The 21378-nt window shown below is 62.6% G+C and carries 16 protein-coding genes and 1 riboswitch; of the genes, 8 read left to right on the top strand and 8 right to left on the bottom strand.

Annotation, left to right across the window (positions count from 1 at the left end; genetic code table 11):
* Positions 1-169: 169 nt before the first annotated feature.
* Positions 170-643, bottom strand: a complete 474-nt coding sequence (locus DDE76_RS07000) for a hypothetical protein (protein ID WP_157955696.1) — start codon at positions 641-643, stop codon at positions 170-172.
* 638 nt (positions 644-1281) lie between these two features.
* Between DDE76_RS07000 and ftsH the strand changes: the two genes are divergently transcribed.
* The 4 genes from ftsH to denD all read left to right on the top strand — a co-directional run bounded on the left by ftsH (position 1282) and on the right by denD (position 6706).
* Positions 1282-3213, top strand: a complete 1932-nt coding sequence (ftsH, locus tag DDE76_RS07005; RefSeq protein WP_104893201.1) for an ATP-dependent zinc metalloprotease FtsH — start codon at positions 1282-1284, stop codon at positions 3211-3213.
* Positions 3214-3335: 122 nt separating this feature from the next.
* Entirely contained in the window at positions 3336-4679 is a 1344-nt protein-coding gene (gene glmM, locus DDE76_RS07010; RefSeq protein WP_104893200.1) for a phosphoglucosamine mutase, read from the top strand.
* A 174-nt stretch (positions 4680-4853) separates the two neighbouring features.
* Positions 4854-5585 (top strand): hypothetical protein, encoded by a 732-nt coding sequence (locus DDE76_RS07015; protein ID WP_157955697.1) that lies wholly within the window; start codon positions 4854-4856, stop codon positions 5583-5585.
* Positions 5586-5716: 131 nt separating this feature from the next.
* Positions 5717-6706: a D-erythronate dehydrogenase gene (gene denD / locus DDE76_RS07020; protein ID WP_104893198.1), complete on the top strand. Its 990-nt coding sequence runs from the start codon at positions 5717-5719 to the stop codon at positions 6704-6706.
* A gap of 73 nt (positions 6707-6779) precedes the next feature.
* On the opposite strand, the gene DDE76_RS07025 is transcribed toward denD, so the two are convergent.
* Together DDE76_RS07025 and DDE76_RS07030 are read right to left on the bottom strand one after the other, a co-directional pair.
* Positions 6780-8084 (bottom strand): PQQ-dependent sugar dehydrogenase, encoded by a 1305-nt coding sequence (locus DDE76_RS07025; RefSeq protein ID WP_104893197.1) that lies wholly within the window; start codon positions 8082-8084, stop codon positions 6780-6782.
* Positions 8085-8228: 144 nt separating this feature from the next.
* Positions 8229-9527: an MFS transporter gene (locus tag DDE76_RS07030; protein WP_104893196.1), complete on the bottom strand. Its 1299-nt coding sequence runs from the start codon at positions 9525-9527 to the stop codon at positions 8229-8231.
* Positions 9528-9850: 323 nt separating this feature from the next.
* Here DDE76_RS07030 and DDE76_RS07035 point away from each other — a divergent pair, with 323 nt between their 5' ends.
* Positions 9851-11032, top strand: a complete 1182-nt coding sequence (locus DDE76_RS07035; protein ID WP_104893195.1) for a phosphoserine transaminase — start codon at positions 9851-9853, stop codon at positions 11030-11032.
* Between the two features lie 147 nt (positions 11033-11179).
* Positions 11180-12763: a phosphoglycerate dehydrogenase gene (gene serA / locus DDE76_RS07040; RefSeq protein WP_104893194.1), complete on the top strand. Its 1584-nt coding sequence runs from the start codon at positions 11180-11182 to the stop codon at positions 12761-12763.
* Positions 12764-12788: 25 nt separating this feature from the next.
* Here serA and DDE76_RS07045 read toward each other — a convergent pair whose 3' ends face one another.
* Together DDE76_RS07045 and DDE76_RS07050 are read right to left on the bottom strand one after the other, a co-directional pair.
* On the bottom strand, positions 12789-13250 hold the full coding sequence (locus DDE76_RS07045) for a hypothetical protein (RefSeq protein ID WP_157955698.1): 462 nt from the start codon (positions 13248-13250) through the stop codon (positions 12789-12791).
* Between the two features lie 49 nt (positions 13251-13299).
* Entirely contained in the window at positions 13300-14259 is a 960-nt protein-coding gene (locus tag DDE76_RS07050; RefSeq protein ID WP_158672397.1) for a DMT family transporter, read from the bottom strand.
* Between the two features lie 158 nt (positions 14260-14417).
* Between DDE76_RS07050 and DDE76_RS07055 the strand changes: the two genes are divergently transcribed.
* On the top strand, positions 14418-15707 hold the full coding sequence (locus DDE76_RS07055; protein ID WP_104893191.1) for an adenylosuccinate synthase: 1290 nt from the start codon (positions 14418-14420) through the stop codon (positions 15705-15707).
* 48 nt (positions 15708-15755) lie between these two features.
* Positions 15756-17816, top strand: a complete 2061-nt coding sequence (locus DDE76_RS07060) for a hypothetical protein (RefSeq protein ID WP_104893190.1) — start codon at positions 15756-15758, stop codon at positions 17814-17816.
* 6 nt (positions 17817-17822) lie between these two features.
* Here DDE76_RS07060 and DDE76_RS07065 read toward each other — a convergent pair whose 3' ends face one another.
* From DDE76_RS07065 to thiB, 3 genes are all read right to left on the bottom strand, one after another.
* Complete coding sequence (locus DDE76_RS07065; protein ID WP_104893189.1) at positions 17823-18461, bottom strand: ATP-binding cassette domain-containing protein; 639 nt, start codon at positions 18459-18461, stop codon at positions 17823-17825.
* Complete coding sequence (locus DDE76_RS07070) at positions 18445-20037, bottom strand: ABC transporter permease family protein (protein WP_104893188.1); 1593 nt, start codon at positions 20035-20037, stop codon at positions 18445-18447. Before DDE76_RS07070 ends, DDE76_RS07065 begins: the two co-directional genes overlap by 17 nt.
* Before the next feature lie 156 nt (positions 20038-20193).
* On the bottom strand, positions 20194-21198 hold the full coding sequence (gene thiB / locus DDE76_RS07075; RefSeq protein ID WP_104893187.1) for a thiamine ABC transporter substrate binding subunit: 1005 nt from the start codon (positions 21196-21198) through the stop codon (positions 20194-20196).
* A 73-nt stretch (positions 21199-21271) separates the two neighbouring features.
* A riboswitch (TPP riboswitch) is annotated at positions 21272-21370 on the bottom strand.
* Positions 21371-21378: the final 8 nt, after the last annotated feature.

Below are 21378 nucleotides of genomic sequence, written 5' to 3' on the forward strand. Positions count from 1 at the left end.
TGGGCGGCTATGGGGTGGCAAGTAGTCAGTCAGGTATTGGCAGATGGCTGCCCAAAGGAGGCAGTAACCTGGAATGATGCAGCTCGGGATGCAGCGTTGTAGGTCGCAAGCCCCGCCCTTGTCATGTTAACTGGGCTCGATAGGGAAGTAGGTGTGTGCTGCAGCATCATTATAGGCACGCGCCGCCCTGGTGAATGGTTGCGGAAGTCAGTCGATCACCAGCATCATATGTGAGATCAAGGAATAGCTCGTTCCCACATACGATGCCCCGCGCCCCCGCAAGAAAACGAAAGGTTTGCATCGAAGCAGCGCCCGGCGGTAGTTCCCGGTAAGTTGTATTCCACGCGTCGAGCCCTGCCGAGATAAGTTTCCGCTCAATGTTCGATTTGTTCTCGCCGCCGGAGAAGAAGCTAGGAATTAGGTCAACGTCCCCATCCCTCCGGGTGACTTCTCTATATCGATAAAGCGCTCGTGTTGTTTCGTTCAAAAGCTGATGCGGCATGTAATTTATGTAGGTAAAATACAATACCGGAGCGACGATCACCGCGACGATAGCTAAGAGAAAGAGTTTGGCCAATTTCTGAAACACGTCGCTGCGCCCCAAACGTTTGCTCAAGTGGCTGGTCGAGGATTGATACTTCAACGAGATTCCTGTTGCATAGAGTTTCAGTGGGCTGACCGTCTGCTTAGTGCCCTGTGGGCACCGTCGTCGAATGACCGACTTGGGGTCGGCTCTTGCCGCCACCAAAAAGTAATCCCCGCACCCAAAAACCTTCCCCATAATACACCCATCACTCCCGCGCGGACGGACTGCAGCGAACTTTTGCGGGGGGAGCCGGTTGGGCACTGGGTCGCTCCAGGGCCTGCCTGCCAGTCGGGTCACCTTGCGACGAGCGATCAATAGGGGCCACGACGGCAGGAGAAACCCGCTTCGATCTGTCCCGACAGGGCAAATCTCTCCGGTGGAGAGATTTGAAGTGAGAAGGCCATGAGAGCTACGCTCGAATGGCGAGAGGCGGCGACGTCTCTATTTATTCTAGTTTACTGAGACGCACGCGCCTCGGAACACGTCCATTTTCAAACCCGGAGGCGGAAACGCGGTCCGGCGCTTGGTCATGCATCCTTTGTCTCGCCACCGCGTATTAACCCCATCGCGACAATATGACTGGACGGGAAGGCCGGAACAGCACAGGTCTTGCCCTTGTAACGCCCCATTGAGGGTCTTACATTCGCCCCAATACTGGCGCGCCCCGTGCGCCGGCCTCTCCGGGACAGGATTTGATGAACGGAAACTTCCGCAACTTTGCCATCTGGCTGGTCATTCTCTTCATGCTGATGGGCCTGTTCCAGGTCTTCCAGTCGTCCACGCGCACCATGTCCGTGGCCGAAAAGAGCTACAGCCAGTTTGTAACCGACATCGATGCGGGACGTGTTTCCACCGTCACCATCACCAACAACGTGGTGTCCGGCCAGCTCAATGACGGCACCCGTTTCGAAACCATCATTCCCGATGGCGCCGATGTGATCACCAAGCTGGAAAACCGCGATGTGAGCATCACCGCCCGCGAGCCGGAATCGAGCCCCTTCTGGTCCATCCTGCTCTCGAGCTGGTTGCCGTTCCTCGTCATCATCGGCGTGTGGTTCTTTTTCATCCGCCAGATGCAGGGCGGCGGTCGCGGTGGCGCCATGGGCTTTGGCAAGTCGCGCGCCAAGCTGCTCACCGAAACCCAGGGCAAGGTGACCTTCGAGGACGTCGCCGGCGTCGACGAGGCCAAGCAGGACCTTGAGGAAATCGTCGAGTTCCTGCGTGATCCCGGCAAGTTCCAGCGCCTGGGCGGCCGTATTCCGCGCGGCGTGCTGCTGGTTGGCCCGCCGGGTACCGGTAAGACACTGCTGGCCCGTTCGGTCGCCGGCGAAGCCAATGTGCCCTTCTTCACCATTTCCGGTTCCGACTTCGTGGAAATGTTCGTCGGTGTCGGCGCGTCTCGCGTCCGCGACATGTTCGAGCAGGCCAAGAAGAACGCACCCTGCATCATCTTCATCGACGAAATCGACGCCGTCGGCCGCCAGCGTGGCGCGGGCCTCGGCGGCGGCAACGACGAACGCGAGCAGACGCTGAACCAGCTTCTGGTCGAGATGGACGGTTTTGAGGCCAATGAGGGCATTATCCTGATTGCGGCCACCAACCGCCCCGACGTGCTCGATCCCGCCCTGCTCCGTCCCGGCCGTTTCGACCGCCAGGTCGTGGTGCCCAACCCCGACGTTTCGGGCCGTGAAAAGGTCCTCAAGGTTCACGTCCGCAAGGTGCCGCTGGCCCCTGATGTGGACCTCAAGGTTCTCGCCCGCGGCACGCCCGGTTTCTCCGGTGCGGACCTGATGAACCTGGTCAACGAGGCGGCCCTGATGGCGGCGCGCAAGAACAAGCGCTTCGTTACCCATCAGGAGTTCGAGGACGCCAAGGACAAGATCATGATGGGCGCCGAGCGCCGCACCATGGCCATGACCGATGACGAGAAGAAGCTGACCGCTTATCACGAGGCCGGGCATGCCATCATCGCGTTGAAAGTTGCCGGCATTGATCCGATCCACAAGGCTACCATCATCCCGCGCGGCCGCGCGCTGGGCATGGTGATGACCCTGCCCGAGAACGACAGCTATTCCTTCTCCCGCGAGAAGGCACTGGCCCGGCTGACCATGCTGTTCGGCGGCCGCGAGGCCGAGATCATCAAGTTCGGTCCGGAAAAGGTCACCTCGGGCGCCTCGGGCGATATCCAGATGGCCACCAGCCTGGCCCGCTCCATGGTGATGGAATGGGGCATGAGCGAAAAGCTGGGGCGCGTGCGCTACAAGTCGAACGACCAGGAAGTGTTCCTGGGCCATTCGGTGACGCAGTCCCAGCACATGTCGGATGACACGGCGCGCATCATCGATCAGGAAGTGCGCAAGCTGATCGAGGATGGCGAAGCCTCCGCCCGCCATATCCTGACCACCTATCACGACCAGTGGGAGGCCATTGCCCAGGCCCTGCTCGAGTTCGAGACCCTGACCGGCGACGAATTGCGCGCGCTGATGGATGGCAAGCAGCCCGAGCGTCCGGACGATAGCGGTCCGGCTGCGCCCAAGGCCAGCGGTGTGCCCTCGGCCGGCAAGACCAACAAGAAGCGCCCCGACTCCCCGCCGGAACCGGGCATGGAGCCGCAGCCCGAAAGCTGAGGCAATTCGGCATCACTATTAAGGGTCGCCGCAGGCGGCCCTTTTTTCTTGTCAAACACTCCGCTATTTCCAAGCCGAAGTGGTATTATCCACTCAACACCACTGAATCGGGGGACGAACCCATGGCCCGCAAATATTTCGGCACCGACGGCATTCGGGGCCTCGCCAATGGCACCAAACTGACCCCGGAACTGGCGCTCAAGGTGGGCATGGCCGCCGGCACGAAATTCGTCCGCGGCGACCACCGCAATCGCGTCGTCATCGGCAAGGATACAAGGCGCTCCGGCTATATGATCGAGCAGGCCCTGACCGCCGGCTTCACGGCGGTGGGCATGGACGTCTACCTGCTTGGCCCCATGCCGACCCCGGCCGTGGCCATGCTGACGCGCTCGCTGCGCGCAGATCTGGGCGTGATGATCTCGGCTTCGCACAATCCCTATGACGACAACGGCATCAAGCTGTTCCGGCCGGACGGATACAAGCTCAGCGATCAGATCGAGCTCGAGATCGAAAAGCTGATCGACAGCGATATGACGCGCTATCTCGCCAAGGGCCGCGATATCGGACGGGCCCATCGCGACGAGGAAGCCCGCACCCGCTACATCGAATATGCCAAGCGTACCCTGCCCCGGAACATCGACCTGTCGGGCCTGCGCGTCGTGCTCGACTGTGCCAATGGCGCCGCCTACAAGGTCGCCCCGATCGCGCTTTGGGAGCTGGGCGCCGAAGTCTTCACCATCGGCGCTGAACCAGACGGTTTCAACATCAACTACAAGGTCGGCTCGACCGCCCCCGAGGCGGTAGCCGCCAAGGTCAAGGAAGTCCGCGCCGACATTGGAATCGCGCTCGACGGCGATGCCGATCGGGTCATCATCGTCGACGAGAAGGGTCATGTGGTCGATGGTGACCAGTTCATGGCCGTCATCGCGGAAAGCTGGCTGGAACGGCAAATGCTCACCGGTGGCGGCATCGTGGCGACCGTGATGTCCAATCTGGGCCTGGAGCGGCACCTGACCAAGCTCGGCCTGACCCTGGAGCGCACCCAGGTCGGCGACCGCTATGTGCTCGAAGCCATGCGCTCGAAAGGCTTCAATGTCGGTGGCGAACAGTCCGGCCATATCATCCTGTCCGACTTCACCACCACGGGCGACGGCCTTGTCGCGGCGCTGCAATTGCTGGCCGTGCTCAAGCAGATGAACCGTCCGATTTCCGAAATCTGCGCCCGCTTTGAAAAAGTGCCGCAATTGTTGCGCAGCGTGACGTTCAAGGCCGGCAAGCCGCTTGAGCACAAGCAGGTCATTCAGGCCATTGCCGATGGCCAGGCCATGCTTGGGACCGGAGGGCGCCTGGTGGTTCGCGCCTCAGGCACCGAACCGGTGATCCGGGTCATGGGCGAGGCGGACGATGCCATGCTGGTGGAAACCGTTGTCGGCCAGATCGAGGCCGCCATCCGCCAGGTGGCCTGACACCCCGCCAAATATTGCCAAAGCAATAACGCGCAAGGGCGCGCGTAATACTTCGTAAACGATCAAATTTTGCCTGAGGTTAGGGTTAAATCTTTAGGTTAAGTGGGCCTTAAGAAGTTTGCCGGATATTGGTCGCAATCGACTTGGTGTCGTGGCAACCAAAGGACCTTCGTTATGCGTAACCTATCCGCCGCAGTACTGGTCGCAGGAGCGACCATGATTGCAGGGCAAGCTGTAGCTGCCGATCTGCCCTACTATCCCCCTGTCATCGAAATTCCCGATGTCGACCATGGCTATTCCGGCTCGTTCTACCTGCGCGGCAGCGCCGGGTTGAACCTGATGTGGGCGCACCGGGTCAACCACCCGACGGCAACCCCCTCGACCTACAGCATTACCGAATTCGGCTATGGCTACTCGATCGGTGCCGGTGCCGGTTTTGAGACGGGTACGGGCCTGCGCTTCGACGCAACCTATGACTATCTGAGCAATAACGGCATGACTGCCGCCATCGACGATGGCGCCGGTCCCCTGGTCGAGGGCAATCATAGCCTTTCGCTGCGTTCCAGCGTGCTCCTGGCCAATGCCTATTATGACTTCAGCTTCAACGATAGCGGCTACGGCGCCGCCGGCGGGGCCTTCGGCTATGTTGGTGCAGGTGCCGGTGTGGCTTTCAACAACGCCACCGTCACCGATCCGAATGGCGCAAACTCGCACAGCGAGAACACCAGCCTTGCCGCCGCCGGCATGGTCGGTGTGGGTTATGATTTCGGCCAGGTGGTTGCCGATGTCGGCTACCGCGCGCTCTATATCAACCGCATCCAGAACACCACGGCAACCTACCCGTTCTCGGTCGACGACAATTGGGTCCACGAAGTGCGCGGCACGGTCCGCTACCGCTTCAACTAAGCGGCTTGTGGCGGACCGCCACCTCCGCCCTGGCAATTTCGGGCCGGTGTCAGAAGACGCCGGCCTTTTCCTTGCGCCACTGGACCTTCCACGCCGGTCAATGCTCAATAGCGGGTGGAGGAATTTTGACGATGCATGTTCTGATTATTGGTGCCGCCGGCATGGTTGGCCGCAAGCTCACTTCGGCCCTGCTGGCAGCAGGCGGAGTTGGCGATGCCCCCATCGAAAAGGTCACGCTGGCCGATGTTGTGGCGCCCAACAGCCCCGATACCACCATTCCCTGCGATACTCTGGCCGCCGACCTCTCGGCGCCCGGAACAGCCGAAAAACTGGTCACCGACAGGCCAGACCTGATCTTTCACCTGGCAGCGATTGTGTCGGGGGAGGCCGAGGCCGATTTCGAAAAGGGCTATGCAATCAATCTCGATGGCACGCGGTTCCTGCTTGAGGCCATCCGCCATCAAGGCACAAAGCAACCCTATTGCCCGCGCCTTGTGTTCACCTCGTCCATCGCGGTTTTTGGCGAGCCCCTACCCGCAGCCATTCCGGATGACATGGCCCATACGCCCCTGACCAGCTATGGCACGCAAAAGGCCATTTGCGAGCTATTGCTGGCCGATTATTCGCGCCGTGGCTTTGTGGACGGCATCGGCATTCGTCTGCCCACCATCGTCGTGCGCCCCGGCAAGCCCAACAAGGCTGCCTCGGGCTTTTTCTCCGGCATTATCCGTGAACCGCTCAATGGCGTGGAAGCCGTGCTTCCGGTTGACGACACTGTCCGGCACTGGTTCGCCAGCCCCCGTGCAGCCATCGGCTTCCTGATCCATGCCGCAACGCTCGACACGGCCCCGCTCGGCCAGCGCCGCACCCTCACCATGCCGGGCCTGTCGGCAACCATTGCCGAGGAGATCGCCGCTCTTGAACGCTTTGGCGGCCCTGCCGCCAGCCGGCTGATCCGCCGTGAACCCGATGAAACCATTGCCCGCATCGTGGCTGGCTGGCCGCAGAATTTCGACGCCAGGCGCGCGTTGGAACTGGGCTTTGCCGCCGAGGCCAGCTTTGACGATATCGTCCGCGCCCATATCGAGGACGAGATGGGCGGGGTGACGGCCCGGACCTGATCGAAACGCTGTGCACCAACAAAAAAAAACGCCGCGGATGACCGCGGCGTTCTCGCATTGATGGGCCCGACGATCAGGCGCCGGTCACGCGCCAGATGACATCGCCCACATCGTCGGCCATCAACACCGACCCATCGCTGGCCAGCGCAACGCCGACCGGGCGGCCATAGGAATATTTCTCGTCGGGCGAGAGGAAATTGCCCAGGATTTCGCGCGGCATGCCGACCGGCTTGCCATTCTGGAATTCAACAAAGGCCAGTTTGTAGCCGGAAAGCTTGGACCGGTTCCATGAGCCATGCTGGCCAATGGCCATACCGGCAGGAAAGCCGGGCAGCGTGCCCTCGGGCAGCCAGCACAGACCCAGCGATGCGGTGTGACCGCCCAGCGCGTAATCGGGCTGCTTGGCGCTCGCAACCTTGGCCGCATCTTGCGGCACACGGTCGTCGACAACGCGGTTCCAATAGCAATAGGGCCAGCCATAGAAACCGCCATCGACCACCGAAGTCAGGTAATCCGGCGGGGTCTCGTCGCCCAGACCATCGCGCTCATTGACCACCGTCCAGAGATGTCCGCCCTCGGGTTCCCAGGCCATGCCGACCGGGTTGCGCAGGCCGGAACCGAAGATGCGCGACTTCCCTGTCGCCAGATCCAGCTCGTGGATGCAGGCCCGGTTTTCTTCCGCCGCCATGCCATGATCGCCGATATTGCTCAGCGAACCGACAGCGACATAGAGCTTGGAGCCGTCCTTGGAGGCAATCAGATTACGCGTCCAGTGTCCGCCCGGGATCAGGTCCATGATCTTCTTGCCGGGCGTCGTGATTTTGGTTTCACCGGCCACATAGGGATAGGCCAGGACCGCGTCGGAGGCGCCGACATAAAGCGTGTCGCCAATCAGGGCAATACCGAAGGGCTGGCGGACATTCTCGATATAGGCATGGCGCTCCTCGGCCACGCCGTCACCATCCGCATCGCGCAAGAGCGTGACACGGTTGGGGCTTTTGCCCGCCGCCCGCGCCCGTTTCATGGTCGCATGCATGGCATGGTCAAAAATGGAGCGTGGGCCTGAACCCTCTTCGCCCATGGATTCGGCCACCAGCACATCGCCATTGGGCAGCACATGCATATTGCGCGGATGCACCAGGTCACGCGCAAAGGCATTGACCTTGAGCCCGGCAGCCGGGGTCGGCATGTGGTTGCCTTCCCAGCCCTTGGCCGTCGGCATTTTCAGCGTCGGAATCTTGCCCTGTGGCTTGGGGTCCGGAATGGACGGCGTTGTCCCGAAGGCATGTGGCTTCGGGCCGTCGCCCGCATGGCGGATGGCAACGGCGGCGCCGCCGACAAGGGCTACGAAGCGGGCGAATAGGGTAGGCTCAGCCATGGATCGTCTCGATTGTAGGGGTTGAATCTGGAAGGTGCCGCCAAGCTAATGGCTTTGCCCGCCAAGAACCAGACATTGGTATGATTTATTTGACAGCTTCGACAAATTCGACGCCTCCGCCACAACAAAAGGCGGGGCCTTGCCCTAAGGCACAGGGTCTGTCGCCTCGTCTTGCGCGGTGATGGGTTCCTCGATGACCAGATCGCTGAGATGGATGGCCTCGTCGTCCGCCACGACGGAAACCGCCGCACTGGTACCAAGATCGAAGTTTTGCTTTTCCTCCTCGGGCAGGCCCTCGCGGCGCGCCAGCCGCACGGTCACGAACCCCACCAGGATGGCGAACACCAGCCCATTGGTAACAAAGATCCCGGCCGGGCCAAGAAGCTCGAAACTGAGCGAGGACACCAGGGGGCCGATGGTCGAGCCAATACCGTTGATCAGCAACAAGCCCGCAGACACTTCGACATAATCCGCCCGGTCCGCAAAGTCGAAGATATGAGCGGCTGCAATAGCATAGCAGGGCAGTAGCCCGGCCCCGAAGGCAAAGCCGATGGCCAGCCAGGGCCAGGTGGCATAGGGCAGGACAACCAGCGCCCCGCCGGCAACAATCGAGAACAGCGCCAGCCCGATCAGCACCTGGCGGCGGTCCATGGAGTCGGAGATCTTGCCGGCCGGCCATTGCAGCACCGCCCCGCCGAGCACGGCGGCACTCATGAACAGAGCTGCTTCGCGGATACTGCCGCTGGCCGCGCTGGCATAGGCGGGCCCCAGCGACCAGAACGACCCCGTCGCCATGCCGATCAGAAAGATGGAAACCGTGCCGGTCGGTGACAGTCGGAACATGCGCACCGGCCGAAACCGCACAATGGTGATGGGTGCTGGCTGGCTCGAGCGGGTCATCACGATGGGCACGGCCGCCAGCGACACCAGCACCGAGGCGATGGAAAACAGCACGAAGCTGTCGGGCTGGAACAGCGTAACCAGCATCTGCCCCAGGGTGATGACGGTGAAATTAACCGTGACATAGATCGAAATCAGCGCGCCGCGGGTTTCATTGGTCGCCTGATCGTTGAGCCAGCTTTCCACCACCAGGTAAAGTCCAGCCAGGCAGAAGCCGGTGATCATGCGCAGGACGATCCAGACCATCGAGTCCACCCCGATGGGATAGCCAAGCGCCGCCGCCGAGGCGATTGAAACCAGCGCGGCAAAGGTTCGGATATGCCCTGCCCGCATGATCAGGCGCGGCGTCAGGACGCACCCCACCACGAAGCCAAGAAAATAGCCCGAACCCAACAGGCCCACCTCAAGGGCGGAAAACCCCTCCAGCCCGCCTCGGATAGGCAGCAGCATGACCTGCAGGCCATTGCCCATGATCAGCAGCGCCACGCTGAGCAGGATGGCGCCCGCGGCCAGCATTGGAGAAAGGATCGTGCTACCGGGCATGTTTGCCTGCCTTTGTCCGCCCGCTCAATTTGCCCCTGTGTTCCGGCCGGGCGATGCACCAGCACAGGTTCTTTGCATTTTGATAATGCCTGTTTCGGGCCGATGCACCAAATCTGGCCCGAAACCAGCTTTGGCGGCAGCGTTTCATGCTTTGAAGTCAACGATTTGACATTGCACGCAAAAGCGGCGGCCCGCTTCGTCCTGCAGGAGAAACAGCTCAATGTGGCGAGAATCCATTTGACGTCGAACGGAGCCGGGCGTATTTGCGGCCTCAGGACATCTCGCCCTAACGCGAGACAATAGGCCTGGGAGGGCCGCTAGATATGGCTGATACGCCCCAAACCGCACCGGCGGTCAAACCGGCTAATCCCAATTTCTCGTCGGGTCCGTGCTCCAAGCGTCCAGGTTGGACGATTGATGCGCTTGCCGCTGCGCTCACCGGCCGCTCGCACCGCGCCAAGCCCGCCAAGGCGCGCATCCAGCAGGCCATCGACCTGACCCGCGAACTGCTCGAAGTCCCCGCCGACTATCGCATCGGCATTGTCCCCGCCTCCGATACCGGTGCGGTGGAGATGTTCCTCTGGAGTGCCCTGGGCGCCCGGGGCGTCGACATGCTCGCCTGGGAAAGCTTTGGCGCCGGCTGGGTCACCGATGTGCAAAAGCAATTGAAGCTCGAGGACGTCCGCGTGCTCGACGCGCCCTATGGTGAATTGCCGGACCTGACCCAGGTCGATTTCACCCGCGACGTGGTCTTTACCTGGAACGGCACCACGTCGGGCGTCCGCGTGCCCAATGCCGACTGGATCCCGGCGGATCGTGAAGGCCTGACCATCTGCGACGCCACGTCGGCGGCCTTCGCGCAGAACCTCGATTTTGCCAAGCTCGATGTGGTCACCTTCTCCTGGCAGAAGGCGCTCGGTGGTGAAGCGGCCCATGGCGTGCTGATCCTCTCGCCCCGCGCTGTCGAACGGCTCGAAAGCTACAAGCCCGACCGTCCGCTGCCCAAGATCTTCCGCATGACCAAGGGCGGCAAACTGATCGAGGGCATCTTCAAGGCCGAAACCATCAATACCGTGTCGATGATCTGCATCGAGGACGCAGTGGATGCCATGCAATGGGGTATCGAGATCGGCGGTTTGCAGGCCATGCAGGCCCGTGCCGATGCCAATGCCAAGGTGCTGGCCGATTGGGTGGCCCGGACCGACTGGGTGGATTTCCTCGCCAAGAACGAGAGCGAGCGCTCCAATACCTCGGTCTGCCTGGTCATCTCCGATCCGGACATCAACGCGCTCGACGCCGACGCCCAGGCCGCCTTTGCCAAGGCCATCGTGTCGCGGCTCGACAAGGAAGGTGTGGCCTATGACATCGGCGGCTATCGCGACGCCCCGACCGGCCTCCGCATCTGGACCGGCTCGACGGTCGAAGCATCCGACCTCGAAAAGCTGACCCCGTGGCTGGACTGGGCCTTCGCCCAGGAAAAGGCCGCACTCAAGGCCGCCGCCTAACACAATACCCCCACCCTTGATCCCTCCCCACAAGGGGGAGGGAAACGATGAACTCGGAGCGCCGTGCTTGCGCATCCCTCCCCTCGATTGGGAGGGCCGAGGGTGGGATGATCCCGCAACGCACGTAAAATTCCAAGGATTGCCCAAATGCCCAAGGTTCTCGTTTCTGACAAGCTGAGCCCCACCGCCGTCCAGATCTTCAAGGACAATGGCGTCGAGGTCGACTATTTGCCCGATCTGGGCAAGGACAAGGACAAGCTGTTCGAAGTCATCGGCCAGTATGATGGCCTGGCCATCCGCTCGGCCACCAAGGTGACCGAAAAGATCCTGTCGGCCGCCACCAATCTCAAGGTCATCGGCCGCGCCGGCATCGGCGTCGACAATGTCGATATTCCGGCCGCGACCAAGAAGGGCATCATCGTGATGAACACGCCCTTCGGCAATTCCATCACCACCGCCGAGCACGCCATTGCCATGATGATGGCCCTGGCCCGCCAGCTTCCCGAGGCCGACGCCTCGACCCGCGCCTCCAAGTGGGAAAAGAACCGCTTCATGGGCGTGGAAGTCACCCACAAGACGCTGGGCCTGATCGGCGCGGGCAATATCGGCTCGATCGTGGCCGACCGCGCCCAGGGCCTCAAGATGAAGGTCATTGCCTATGACCCGTTCCTGACCCCCGAGCGCGCCGTGGAACTGGGTGTGGAAAAGGTGGAGCTCAATGACCTGCTCGCCCGCGCAGACTTCATCACTCTCCACACCCCGCTGATCGACGCCACCCGCAATATTCTCAATGCCGAGACCCTCAGCAAGACCAAGAAGGGTGTGCGCATCATCAACTGTGCCCGTGGCGGCCTGATCGATGAAACAGCGCTTTATGAGGCCCTCAAGTCTGGCCAGGTCGCCGGTGCGGCCCTCGACGTGTTCCTCGAGGAGCCGGCCCAGAACAACCCGCTGTTCGAGCTGCCCAACGTGATCTGCACGCCGCACCTTGGCGCGGCCACGACCGAAGCGCAGGAAAACGTCGCCCTGCAGGTGGCCGAGCAGATTTCGGCCTATCTGATGACTGGCGAGATCACCAATGCGCTCAACTTCCCGTCCATTTCGGCCGAGGAAGCCCCGATCATCACCCCCTGGGTCAAGCTTGCCGAGGCCCTGGGGTCCTTTGCCGGCCAGCTTACCGAAACCGCCATTTCCGGCATCAAGCTCGAGTTTGAGGGCACTCCGGCAGGCCTCAACACCCGCCCCATGGTGGCCGCTGCGATCAATGGCGTCTTGAAGCCCTCGCTGGGCGACATCAACATGGTCTCGGCCCCCCAGATCGCCAAGGATCGCGGCATTGTGGTGGAAACCACCAATCGCGACCAGCAGGGCGCCTATGAAGGCTATATCCGCCTGACCGTGACCACCGAGCGCCAGACCCGTGGCGTTGCCGGCACGCTGTTCGCCAATGGCAAGCCGCGCATCATCCAGGTCAAGGACATTAACATGGAAGCGGAAGTCACCCCGCATATGCTCTATGTCACCAATGAGGACAAGCCGGGGCATATCGGGCGCCTGGGCACCATTCTGGGCACGCTCGGGATCAACATCGCCAACTTCAACCTCGGCCGCGCCGAAGTGGGTGGCGACGCCATTGCGCTGGTCTCCATCGACGGCACTCTGGACGACGCCCAGCTCGACCAGATCGCCAAGCTCGAAGGCGTCAAGCAGGCCAAAGCACTCAAGTTCTAAGCTGCGGCGGCCTCTTAAAGTACACCTATTGGGCGTCCCGCCATTCATATCGCGGGGCGTCCAACTTATCCTTGTAGTTATTACGAACGCGCCGCGCCTCGTCGAGGACCTCTACTGGCTGCTGCACCTTGGCCTCTTCACCGTCAAAGACGACTCCCCCGGTTACCCGCGCATAGCTGCCTGCCGCCGCAAGGACCGAAATGAGCTCTCGAAAATCCCCACCAAAATAGAAGGACATGGCGTACTGCCAGGGGCCCCCAACATCCCAACCTTGCTCGCTGAGTTCGCTGACAAGGGCGGCACAATCTTCGTGGTAGACTTCAAATCCTGTTCCCGCCCCATCCAGTCGAACAGGGAGGAAACCACTCAACTCCTCGAAAACCGCTGATTGGTGGAGCAGCAGATCAAAGCCGTCCTCTTCAAGTCCAGCCTGCCACTCGCGCATGGACGCGGTCCGATTGGAAAACACAATCATCATCATCGACATGAGCATCTCCTTCGAACAAAGAAGGAACACAGAGACAGGCCATTGGCAATTACGGAGATCTGCTTAGAGAGCCGCGCCGCGCCGCCCATTCGGCCAGCAGGATGCCGCTGACGATGATGGCGGCGGCGATGAAGTGGTAGGCCTGCAGGGTCTCGCCCAGAATGATCACCGAGCCCAATGTCCCGAACACCGGGATGAGGTTATGGCTCGGCGCCGCGCGATTGGCGCCGACCAGTTCGACCCCGCGCGCATAGGCCACCTGGCTGAACATCGATGGGAAGATCGCCACATAGGCAATGACCGCCCAGACCACCGGCGGTGCCGATGTGAGCGTGGCCACCTGCCCCAGCCCGCCCGGGGAAAACGCCAGCATGACGACGGAGGTGATTGCCGCGCCCGAAAAGCTGACGGCCATGAAGCTCAGAATGTGCATTTTCGGGCGGAAGCGCAGCGCCAGCGTGTAGCTGGTATAGGCCAGGCAGGCCAGCATCACGAAGCCGTCGCCCGCATTGATGTCGAGCCTCAGGATGCGCCCCAGATCGCCATGGGTGGCCGTCAACACCACCCCGGTGATGGCCAGCAACACCCCCAGGATCTGGATGAACTGCGCCCGCACCCGGAAAATGATGAAATTGGCCCCCAGGATCAGCATGGGCAGCGAGCCCTGCTCGATCGCCGAATTGACCGCCGTGGTGGTCTGCAGTCCGAGATAGAGAAAGCCGTTGAACAGCGCATAACCGACCGTGCCATAGGCCATCAGCACCGGCCATTGCCGGCGCACCACGCCCCAGTCGCCCTTGAGGTGCGGCCAGGCAAAGGGCAGGATGAAACTGGTGGCCAGGACACAACGGCTGGCCAGCAGCAGGAACGGGTCGATTTGCCCCACTGTCAGCTTGGCCGCCACCACATTGCCTCCCCAAAACAGGGGGGCCAGGACCAGGAGCAGATAGGGTTGTTCCAGAATGCGGGCGAAAAAGCCGCTACTTTGCTGTGGTTGCGGCTTTGTCATCGTCGCCCGGGTGATGTATGGACAATCGGACTTATCAGTTATTCGGCCATAATCAAACCCGACAAAGGTGGCCGGGGGGACGTCACGTCCAATCATCGTGGGGGCCGGCGCTCAAGCTGCGGTCCCGTTTGTGTGCCTGCTTTGGGGAAGACTGAAATATGGCGAATGTGGTTGTCGTCGGCTCGCAATGGGGCGACGAGGGCAAGGGCAAGATCGTGGACTGGCTTTCGGAGCGCGCCGATGTCGTGGTGCGCTTCCATGGTGGCCACAATGCCGGCCATACGCTGGTCATTGACGGGGTCAGCTACAAGCTGGCGCTGCTGCCCTCTGGCCTGGTGCAGGGCAAGCTGTCGGTCATCGGCAATGGCGTGGTGGTGGACCCGCACCACTTTGTCGAGGAAATGGCCAAGCTGCGCGCCCAGGGCGTCAACATCACCCCAGAAGTGCTGCGCGTGGCCGACAATGCCCCGTTGATTCTCTCGCTGCACCGCGAGCTCGACGGCATTCGCGAAGACGCCAATTCCGGCCTCAAGATCGGCACCACCCGCCGCGGCATCGGACCGGCCTATGAGGACAAGGTGGGCCGCCGCGCCATTCGCCTGATCGACCTTTCCGAGCCTGAAACGCTCATGCCCAAGATCGAGCGCTTGCTGACCCACCACAATGCGCTCCGGCGCGGCATGGGGCTGACGGAGATTTCGGCCGAGACCATCCACCACGAACTGACCACCATCGCTGCCGAAATCCTGCCCTTCATGGACCAGGTCTGGCGCGTGCTGGACCAAAAGCGCCGCGAGGGGGCACGTATCCTGTTCGAAGGCGCGCAGGGCGCCCTGCTCGACAATGACCACGGCACCTACCCCTTCGTCACCTCGTCCAATACCGTTGCCGGGCAGGCCGCGGCCGGATCTGGCCTGGGTCCTACGGCCATTGACTATGTGCTGGGGATCACCAAGGCCTATACCACCCGCGTGGGTGAAGGCCCCTTCCCGTGCGAACTCGATGATGAAATCGGTAAGCACCTGGCCGTGGTCGGGCGGGAAGTCGGCGTCAATACCGGGCGACCGCGCCGCTGCGGCTGGTTCGACGCGGTTCTTGTGCGCCAGACCGTCAAGACCTCGGGAATCACCGGCATTGCCCTGACCAAGCTCGACGTGCTTGACGGCCTCAAGGAGATCAAGGTCTGCGTCGGCTATGAGCTCGATGGTTCACGCATTGATTATTTGCCTGCCTCAATGGGGGCACAGGCGCGGGTTAAGCCGATCTATGAGACGCTCGAAGGTTGGTCCGAAACCACAGCGGGTGCGCGAAGCTGGGCCGAACTGCCCGCCCAGGCGGTCAAATATGTCCGCTATATCGAGGAACTGATCGGTGCCCCTGTCGCCCTGTTATCCACCAGTCCGGAACGTGCAGACACCATCCTGGTCGTTGACCCATTCCAAGACTGACAAATTTTGCTAAAAGACTGCGCTGTCAGAGTGAGTACCAAGTAGCCAATGGCGGATTACAAGGAGCTGTTGCGTCGGGCCATCTCGGCGCTGCCGGAGAATAACGGGGCCGCGCGTCGCGCGGTCTATGAAAAGGCGCGTTCGGCCCTTGTCGGGCAATTGCGCGCCATTCAGCCACCCCTTCCGGCACGCGATATCACCCAGCATCGCCTGCAGCTTGAGGATTGCATTCGCCAGGTCGAGCAGGAAGCCAGCGAGGCGGTCATCAGCCTTGGGCGCGATGGCCCTCTGGCGACGCGCCCGGCCGCACCCCAACCGCGCACGGCAGCCGCCGCGCCGGTTGAACCCGAGGTCGAGGCGGAGGACGAGCCCGAAGCTGAGCCCGAGCCGGAAGCCCAGGCCGCATTCACACCGGAAGCCGAGCCGCTGGAGCCCGAGGAGGCCGACGCGCCATCGCTCGAAGATGACGCGGCTGATCTGGATGCCGATGAACCCATTGCCGGCTCCGCGCCGGAGCCCGTTTCCAGTGTGGCCCAGGAACCGCCGTCCGCCCCGGCACCTGCGGCAGATCCCATGCCTGAACCGGCATCGGCCAAGCCCCCATCTATCGAGGATATCATCGCCCAGGCCGCTGAAACCGGCGGCGTAACCGTTTCGCGTGACCCGGACACCGGGCGCGACGACAAGGCGCCGGCGGCCGAGACGCCGCAAGGGCCCGTCGAACCGGAACGGCTTGGCAAGACCTTTTCCTTCTCCCGCCGCGACGCTGTCACCAGCGAGGCTGCAGGCAAGAGCAGCACGATCACGCCGTCCTCGCTCGCGCCGCGCATCGAACCCGTCATGGGCAGCACTGCGCTCGCCAGCCAGCCGGCCAGCGCCGAACCGGTGCTGATTGACCCGCCTCTGCCCGTTGACCCGGCGCTCTCCAGCGTGCGCGAAGTCGAGGTGGAACAGGATGATGCCCGCGCCGCCGAGGGAGCCATCGAGCGGGCCATAGAAACCCTGGATCGTGAAGCACGCGGCGAAGCAACGCCGTCCCAGCCGCATCAGGCAGAAACAAGTCTGCCTGCCGAGGAGCCAGGCCCGGATAGCGATTCCAGCTTTGCCCCGGCGGATGCGGAGCGGCGCACCGGGACCGGGCTGACCATTTTCCTGATTGTCTTCGCCTTGCTGCTGGCCGGTGTCGGCGGAGCCGGGTTCTGGGCATGGCGCGAAGGCTATGTCGATCTCGACCAGATGTTCGGGCGCACCCAGACAGCGGCTGTGCAGCCCGAAACCACCGAGCAGCCCACCGGCCTGACCATGGACAACACGCCCACCGAGCCGGCAAACACGGAAGAAAGCGCGTCGGGGCCGGGCAATACGGCAACCACTTCTGCCACCGAGCCGACGAGCGCGCTCGAGGCCGGGGACGAAGAGCGGCTCGAGCCGACGCCAGAACCGGTCACCCCGACCGGCGATGAAACCGTGCTGCCATCGCTTGGCAGCGGCGAGGTCAAGACCGAAGAGCGCCTCTCGGGCGAAGACACCACGATCGCCGCGCCGGAAGATCCGGCAGCCAGCGTTGATCCCGCCGAACTGGCAGGCAATCAGTCGCTCCTGCTCGAAGCATCAACTGGCGGACAGGCCAGCACGGTTCCCTTCTCGGGCACGGTGGAGTGGACCCAGGGCACGGACGAGATCGGCCAGCCCACGCTTGTGGCCGAAGCCAGCATCCCGGCGCGCAACATGAGCGTCTCCATCCTTATTCGCAAGAATATCGATCCCAGCCTGCCTGCCAGCCACCTGATGGAAATCAGCTTCGACATCCCCGACACCTTCATTGGCGGGTCGATCGCCACGCTGGCAGGTGTTCTGCTCAAGGATGAGGAACTGGTGCCGGGCACAGCGCTGGCCGGCGCTGCAGCGCGCATTGTGGGCAATACGTTCCTGTTCGCCCTCAGCGCCGCGCCGGACGATCTGACCGCCAATACGGGCCTGCTCGACACGCAGCGCTGGATGGATCTGGCAATTGTCTATGGCACGGGCCGCAACGCTATCCTCACCCTGGAAAAGGATGAGGAGGCGCAGGCCCTGTTCGACACCGTTCTCGCCGCCTGGAAAGAGTAGACTGCGCTAGACGCGCTCCAGCCGGCCCGCGACGATCCGGTAATGTACGCTGGCGAGCGCCGCAATGTCGTCGGCATGGTGGCTGACCAGAACGGTGTGCCATTTGTGCCGGCGCGTCAGGTCGCCAACCAGTTCCCGCGTGGTCCGGCGCGTGTCGTCGTCCAGCGCCGAAAACGGTTCATCGAGCAGAAGGACAGGCCGATTGCGCAGCAGCGTCCGCGCCAGGGCAACCCGCTGCTTTTGTCCGCCCGACAGATTTGCGACTTGCTTGGCTTCGAAGCCGGCCAGGCCGACCTCGGCCAGGGCTTCCGCGACCTGCTGTAGACCGGTTGCCTTTGGCGTGCCGCGCGGCAGGCCCAGCGCCGCATTGTCCTGGGCGCTGAGATGTTCAAACAGATTGTCCGCCTGCAGCAACAGGGATACGGGACGCGCTTCGGGTGGGAACGACAACAGGTCTTCCCCATCCAGCGTCAGCGTGCCGCTCACCGGCGCAATGAAGCCGGCCAGGAGATCGAGCAGCGTCGACTTGCCCGAACCACTGGCACCGGAAATCGCGGTAACCTCGCCCGGCCTGGCCTCCAGGCTGAAGTGATAGGATTTCTGCTGCCCGGGATGGGCAAAGACCAGGTCATCGGCGCGGAGCATGGGAAATCCTTTCGATCAGGCGCGGCAGGCCGACAAAGGCGAGGATGGTGAAGATCAACAGCAAAGCTGCGATCGCCGCCGCATCATTGGATCTGTACGACCCAAGCGCCCGATACATCATCAGCGGCAAGGTCTGGAAATCCTGGGTGCCGAACAAGGCAATCACCCCCAGATCGCCCAGCGAGAAACAGAAGGCCAGCGCCAGCATCAGCCCGATATCGCGCCCGAGCAGCGGATATTCGATGCTGACGAACTGCCTCCAGCCCGACAGGCCCAGCGAGCGGATCAGCTTGCCCCGCGTCCGTATGATCGCATCAAGCGGCGGACCGAGCGTAGCAATCGCGAAGGGCAGGGACAGCAGGCTATTGGCAATGACCACCACAATCGGTGCGGCTGTACCCACCGGCACGCCCATCGTGCGGACCAGCAGGAAGAACCCCAGCGACAGCACCACCGCGGGCACCGCCAGATAGGCAAAGGCCGGAATGCCAAGCAGGACACGCGCGCCCTGCCGATGCGCCGCGCTGCGGCCAAGGGCCAGCATGAGGGCCAGGGCGAGCGTCAACAGAGCCGAACTGGCCCCGATGATGATACTGGTCGCGGTCGCACGCCAGAAACTGGCCTGGCCCAGCACCCGCAGCAAGCCGCTCGCCAGCCCGTCATAGAGCACCGACAGCAATGGCAGCGCAAAGCCGATGGCCCCCAATACCAGCACGGCCCATTGCAGCACGCGCACCCCGGCGCTGTCGCGCCAGCGCGGCTGGGTGGAACGGCTGAGGGCCGAGGGCACCGGGGTGAAGGCCGATGCCAGAAGAATAACAAGTGAACAAACGCCAATCTGCGTCAGCGCCAGGCGCACCGCCCCAACCAGATCGAAATCGAGCCGCACGGCCGTGTAGATGGCGACTTCCAGCGTCTGGTTCGCCGGCCCGCCACCGAGCAGCAACACGATGGGAAAGCTGGTAAAGGCCAGAAGGAAGATGATGGCACCCAGCCCCGGCAGGCTGCCCCGCAGCGCGGGCCAGTCGATCAAGGCAAAGCGTTGCCAGGCCGACAGGCCCAGCGACTGCCCCATCTTGAGCCGGCTTTGCGGAATGGCGTCGAGCCGGGCCAGCAGGATGCGTCCGGCAAAGGCCCCATCGAGAATGACATGGGCCAGCAGGATGCCCGAAAGACCATAGGCCGGGCTTTCAAAGCCAATGCCGAACAGGGCCTCGCTTGCCTGGTTGATCCAGCCGTTTCGCCCCCAGATCGAGAGCAGGCCGAACGCCACCACCATGCCCGGCGTGACAATGGCGGCCGCAAACAGACCCACCACCAGATCCCGCCCGGCAAAGCGCAGCCGGTTGAGCGCCCAGGCCAGCGCCGTGCCCACCAGCAGCGACAGCACCATGGTCAGTCCCGCCTGCAGCGCCGTCATGCGCAACAGGTGCGCAATATCCACGCGCGATCCGCCCGACGCATCCGTGGCGGCATCCAGAATGGCCCAGAGCACGGCGGCGATGAGCGCCGCAATGATGAGGGTCAGTGTCGCTGCTGCGGCAACACGGAACGGGCGGCGGGGAAGGGTCAGCATCGTCCAGAGCCCAGGTCTGCCACCGGATCACCCCCACCCTTGATCCCTCCCCACAAGGGGGAGGGAGACGATGAACGCAAGCGCCACAGCCCTGCGCCTCCCTCCCCTCGACGGGGAGGGAAAGAGGATGGGGTGACGCTCGGCATACGGGGCATTCTACTGCACTGCCGCCAGCATCTCGTCGATCCAGGCCGCCGAATTGGCCGTGATCTCGGCTTCATCCAGCACCAGGGTCTTGTCGGGCTGCGTCAGCCCCTGGAAGGCCGGGTCGAGTTCGCCCCCCAGGTCCACCACCGGGAACATCCAGTTGGTGGTCGGGATATTGGCCTGTCCCTCGGCCGAGGTCAGGAAGGCCAGGAAATCACGCGCCAGATCCTGCTGGTCGGAGGACTTCAGGATCCCGGCCACCTCGATCTGCGGGAAATGTCCTTCCTCAAACAAGGCCGCCTTGATGGTGTGATCGCCCTCATCGAAGATGTGATAGGCGGGCGAGGTGGTATAGGAGAGCACCATGTCCGCCTCCCCGTCGAGGAACAGCGCGTAGCTCTCGCTCCACTCGCGGGTGATGGTCAGGATATGCGGAGCAAGCCCTTCCCAGATTTCCGGCGCCCTGTCGCCATAGGCGGCCTTGACCCAGAGCAGCAGGCCCAGGCCCGGCGTGGCCGAACGCGGATCCTGAATGGCGATCTTGATATCGTCGTCGAGTGCGATCAGCTCCTCGAACGAGGCCGGTGGCGCGTCCATGGTGTCGGTGTCCCACATGAACGCGAAATGCGAATAATCGAATGGCACGAATTGCGCATCGGTCCATTCACCGGGCAGGTCGAGATGGGTCATGTCGAGCCCGTGATCGGCAAACAGCCCGGTTTCCCGCGCTTCTCCGGCAATGGCGGTATCGAGCCCGAGGATCATGTCGGCCTCGGTGCTTTCACCTTCAAGCTGCACCTTGCGCAGCGTACCGATCGAAGAGTCGGCGGCCACCCAGTTGACGATGCATTCGCAGGTGGCTTCAAAGCCGTCCTTCAAGGGGACACCCGGCCCCCATTCCGAGGCAAAACCGTCATAGGTGTAGATGGTGAGGACAGGCTTGTCCTGTGCGTGTGCCGTGCCGGACAATCCGGCAAGAAGGACCGCAAGCGCCAGTGAGCAGGATTTGACCATATCGGTCTCCCTTCAAGTGGTGTGCGGCCATGGGTGAAGGGATGTGTCAATGGTCAAGGACGCGCGAAGGCACCCCTTGCCATCTCGAACTTCCTCCGCCAGCATGACCTGGTTCAGGTTCTATGGGTAACTCTCAGCTCCGGCAGCAACCGGAACACCCCAGCGAGACGATGCGGACCT

The sequence above is a fragment of the Devosia indica genome (assembly GCF_003056405.1).
In the GTDB taxonomy this organism is placed as follows: Bacteria; Pseudomonadota; Alphaproteobacteria; order Rhizobiales; family Devosiaceae; genus Devosia; species Devosia indica.

Excerpts from the sequence above, each read along its gene's own strand:
- DDE76_RS07015 (WP_157955697.1), top strand. The coding sequence starts at position 4,854 with ATGCGTAACCTATCCGCCGCAGTACTGGTCGCAGGAGCGACCATGATT.
- DDE76_RS07065 (WP_104893189.1), bottom strand. The coding sequence starts at position 18,461 with ATGCTCCGCGCCGATGACCTGGTCTTTGCCCATCCCGGGCAGCAGAAA.
- ftsH (WP_104893201.1), top strand. The coding sequence starts at position 1,282 with ATGAACGGAAACTTCCGCAACTTTGCCATCTGGCTGGTCATTCTCTTC.
- serA (WP_104893194.1), top strand. The coding sequence starts at position 11,180 with ATGCCCAAGGTTCTCGTTTCTGACAAGCTGAGCCCCACCGCCGTCCAG.
- DDE76_RS07055 (WP_104893191.1), top strand. The coding sequence starts at position 14,418 with ATGGCGAATGTGGTTGTCGTCGGCTCGCAATGGGGCGACGAGGGCAAG.
- DDE76_RS07050 (WP_158672397.1), bottom strand. The coding sequence starts at position 14,259 with ATGACAAAGCCGCAACCACAGCAAAGTAGCGGCTTTTTCGCCCGCATT.
- DDE76_RS07045 (WP_157955698.1), bottom strand. The coding sequence starts at position 13,250 with ATGTCGATGATGATGATTGTGTTTTCCAATCGGACCGCGTCCATGCGC.
- DDE76_RS07060 (WP_104893190.1), top strand. The coding sequence starts at position 15,756 with ATGGCGGATTACAAGGAGCTGTTGCGTCGGGCCATCTCGGCGCTGCCG.
- DDE76_RS07035 (WP_104893195.1), top strand. The coding sequence starts at position 9,851 with ATGGCTGATACGCCCCAAACCGCACCGGCGGTCAAACCGGCTAATCCC.
- glmM (WP_104893200.1), top strand. The coding sequence starts at position 3,336 with ATGGCCCGCAAATATTTCGGCACCGACGGCATTCGGGGCCTCGCCAAT.
- DDE76_RS07030 (WP_104893196.1), bottom strand. The coding sequence starts at position 9,527 with ATGCCCGGTAGCACGATCCTTTCTCCAATGCTGGCCGCGGGCGCCATC.
- denD (WP_104893198.1), top strand. The coding sequence starts at position 5,717 with ATGCATGTTCTGATTATTGGTGCCGCCGGCATGGTTGGCCGCAAGCTC.
- thiB (WP_104893187.1), bottom strand. The coding sequence starts at position 21,198 with ATGGTCAAATCCTGCTCACTGGCGCTTGCGGTCCTTCTTGCCGGATTG.
- DDE76_RS07070 (WP_104893188.1), bottom strand. The coding sequence starts at position 20,037 with ATGCTGACCCTTCCCCGCCGCCCGTTCCGTGTTGCCGCAGCAGCGACA.
- DDE76_RS07025 (WP_104893197.1), bottom strand. The coding sequence starts at position 8,084 with ATGGCTGAGCCTACCCTATTCGCCCGCTTCGTAGCCCTTGTCGGCGGC.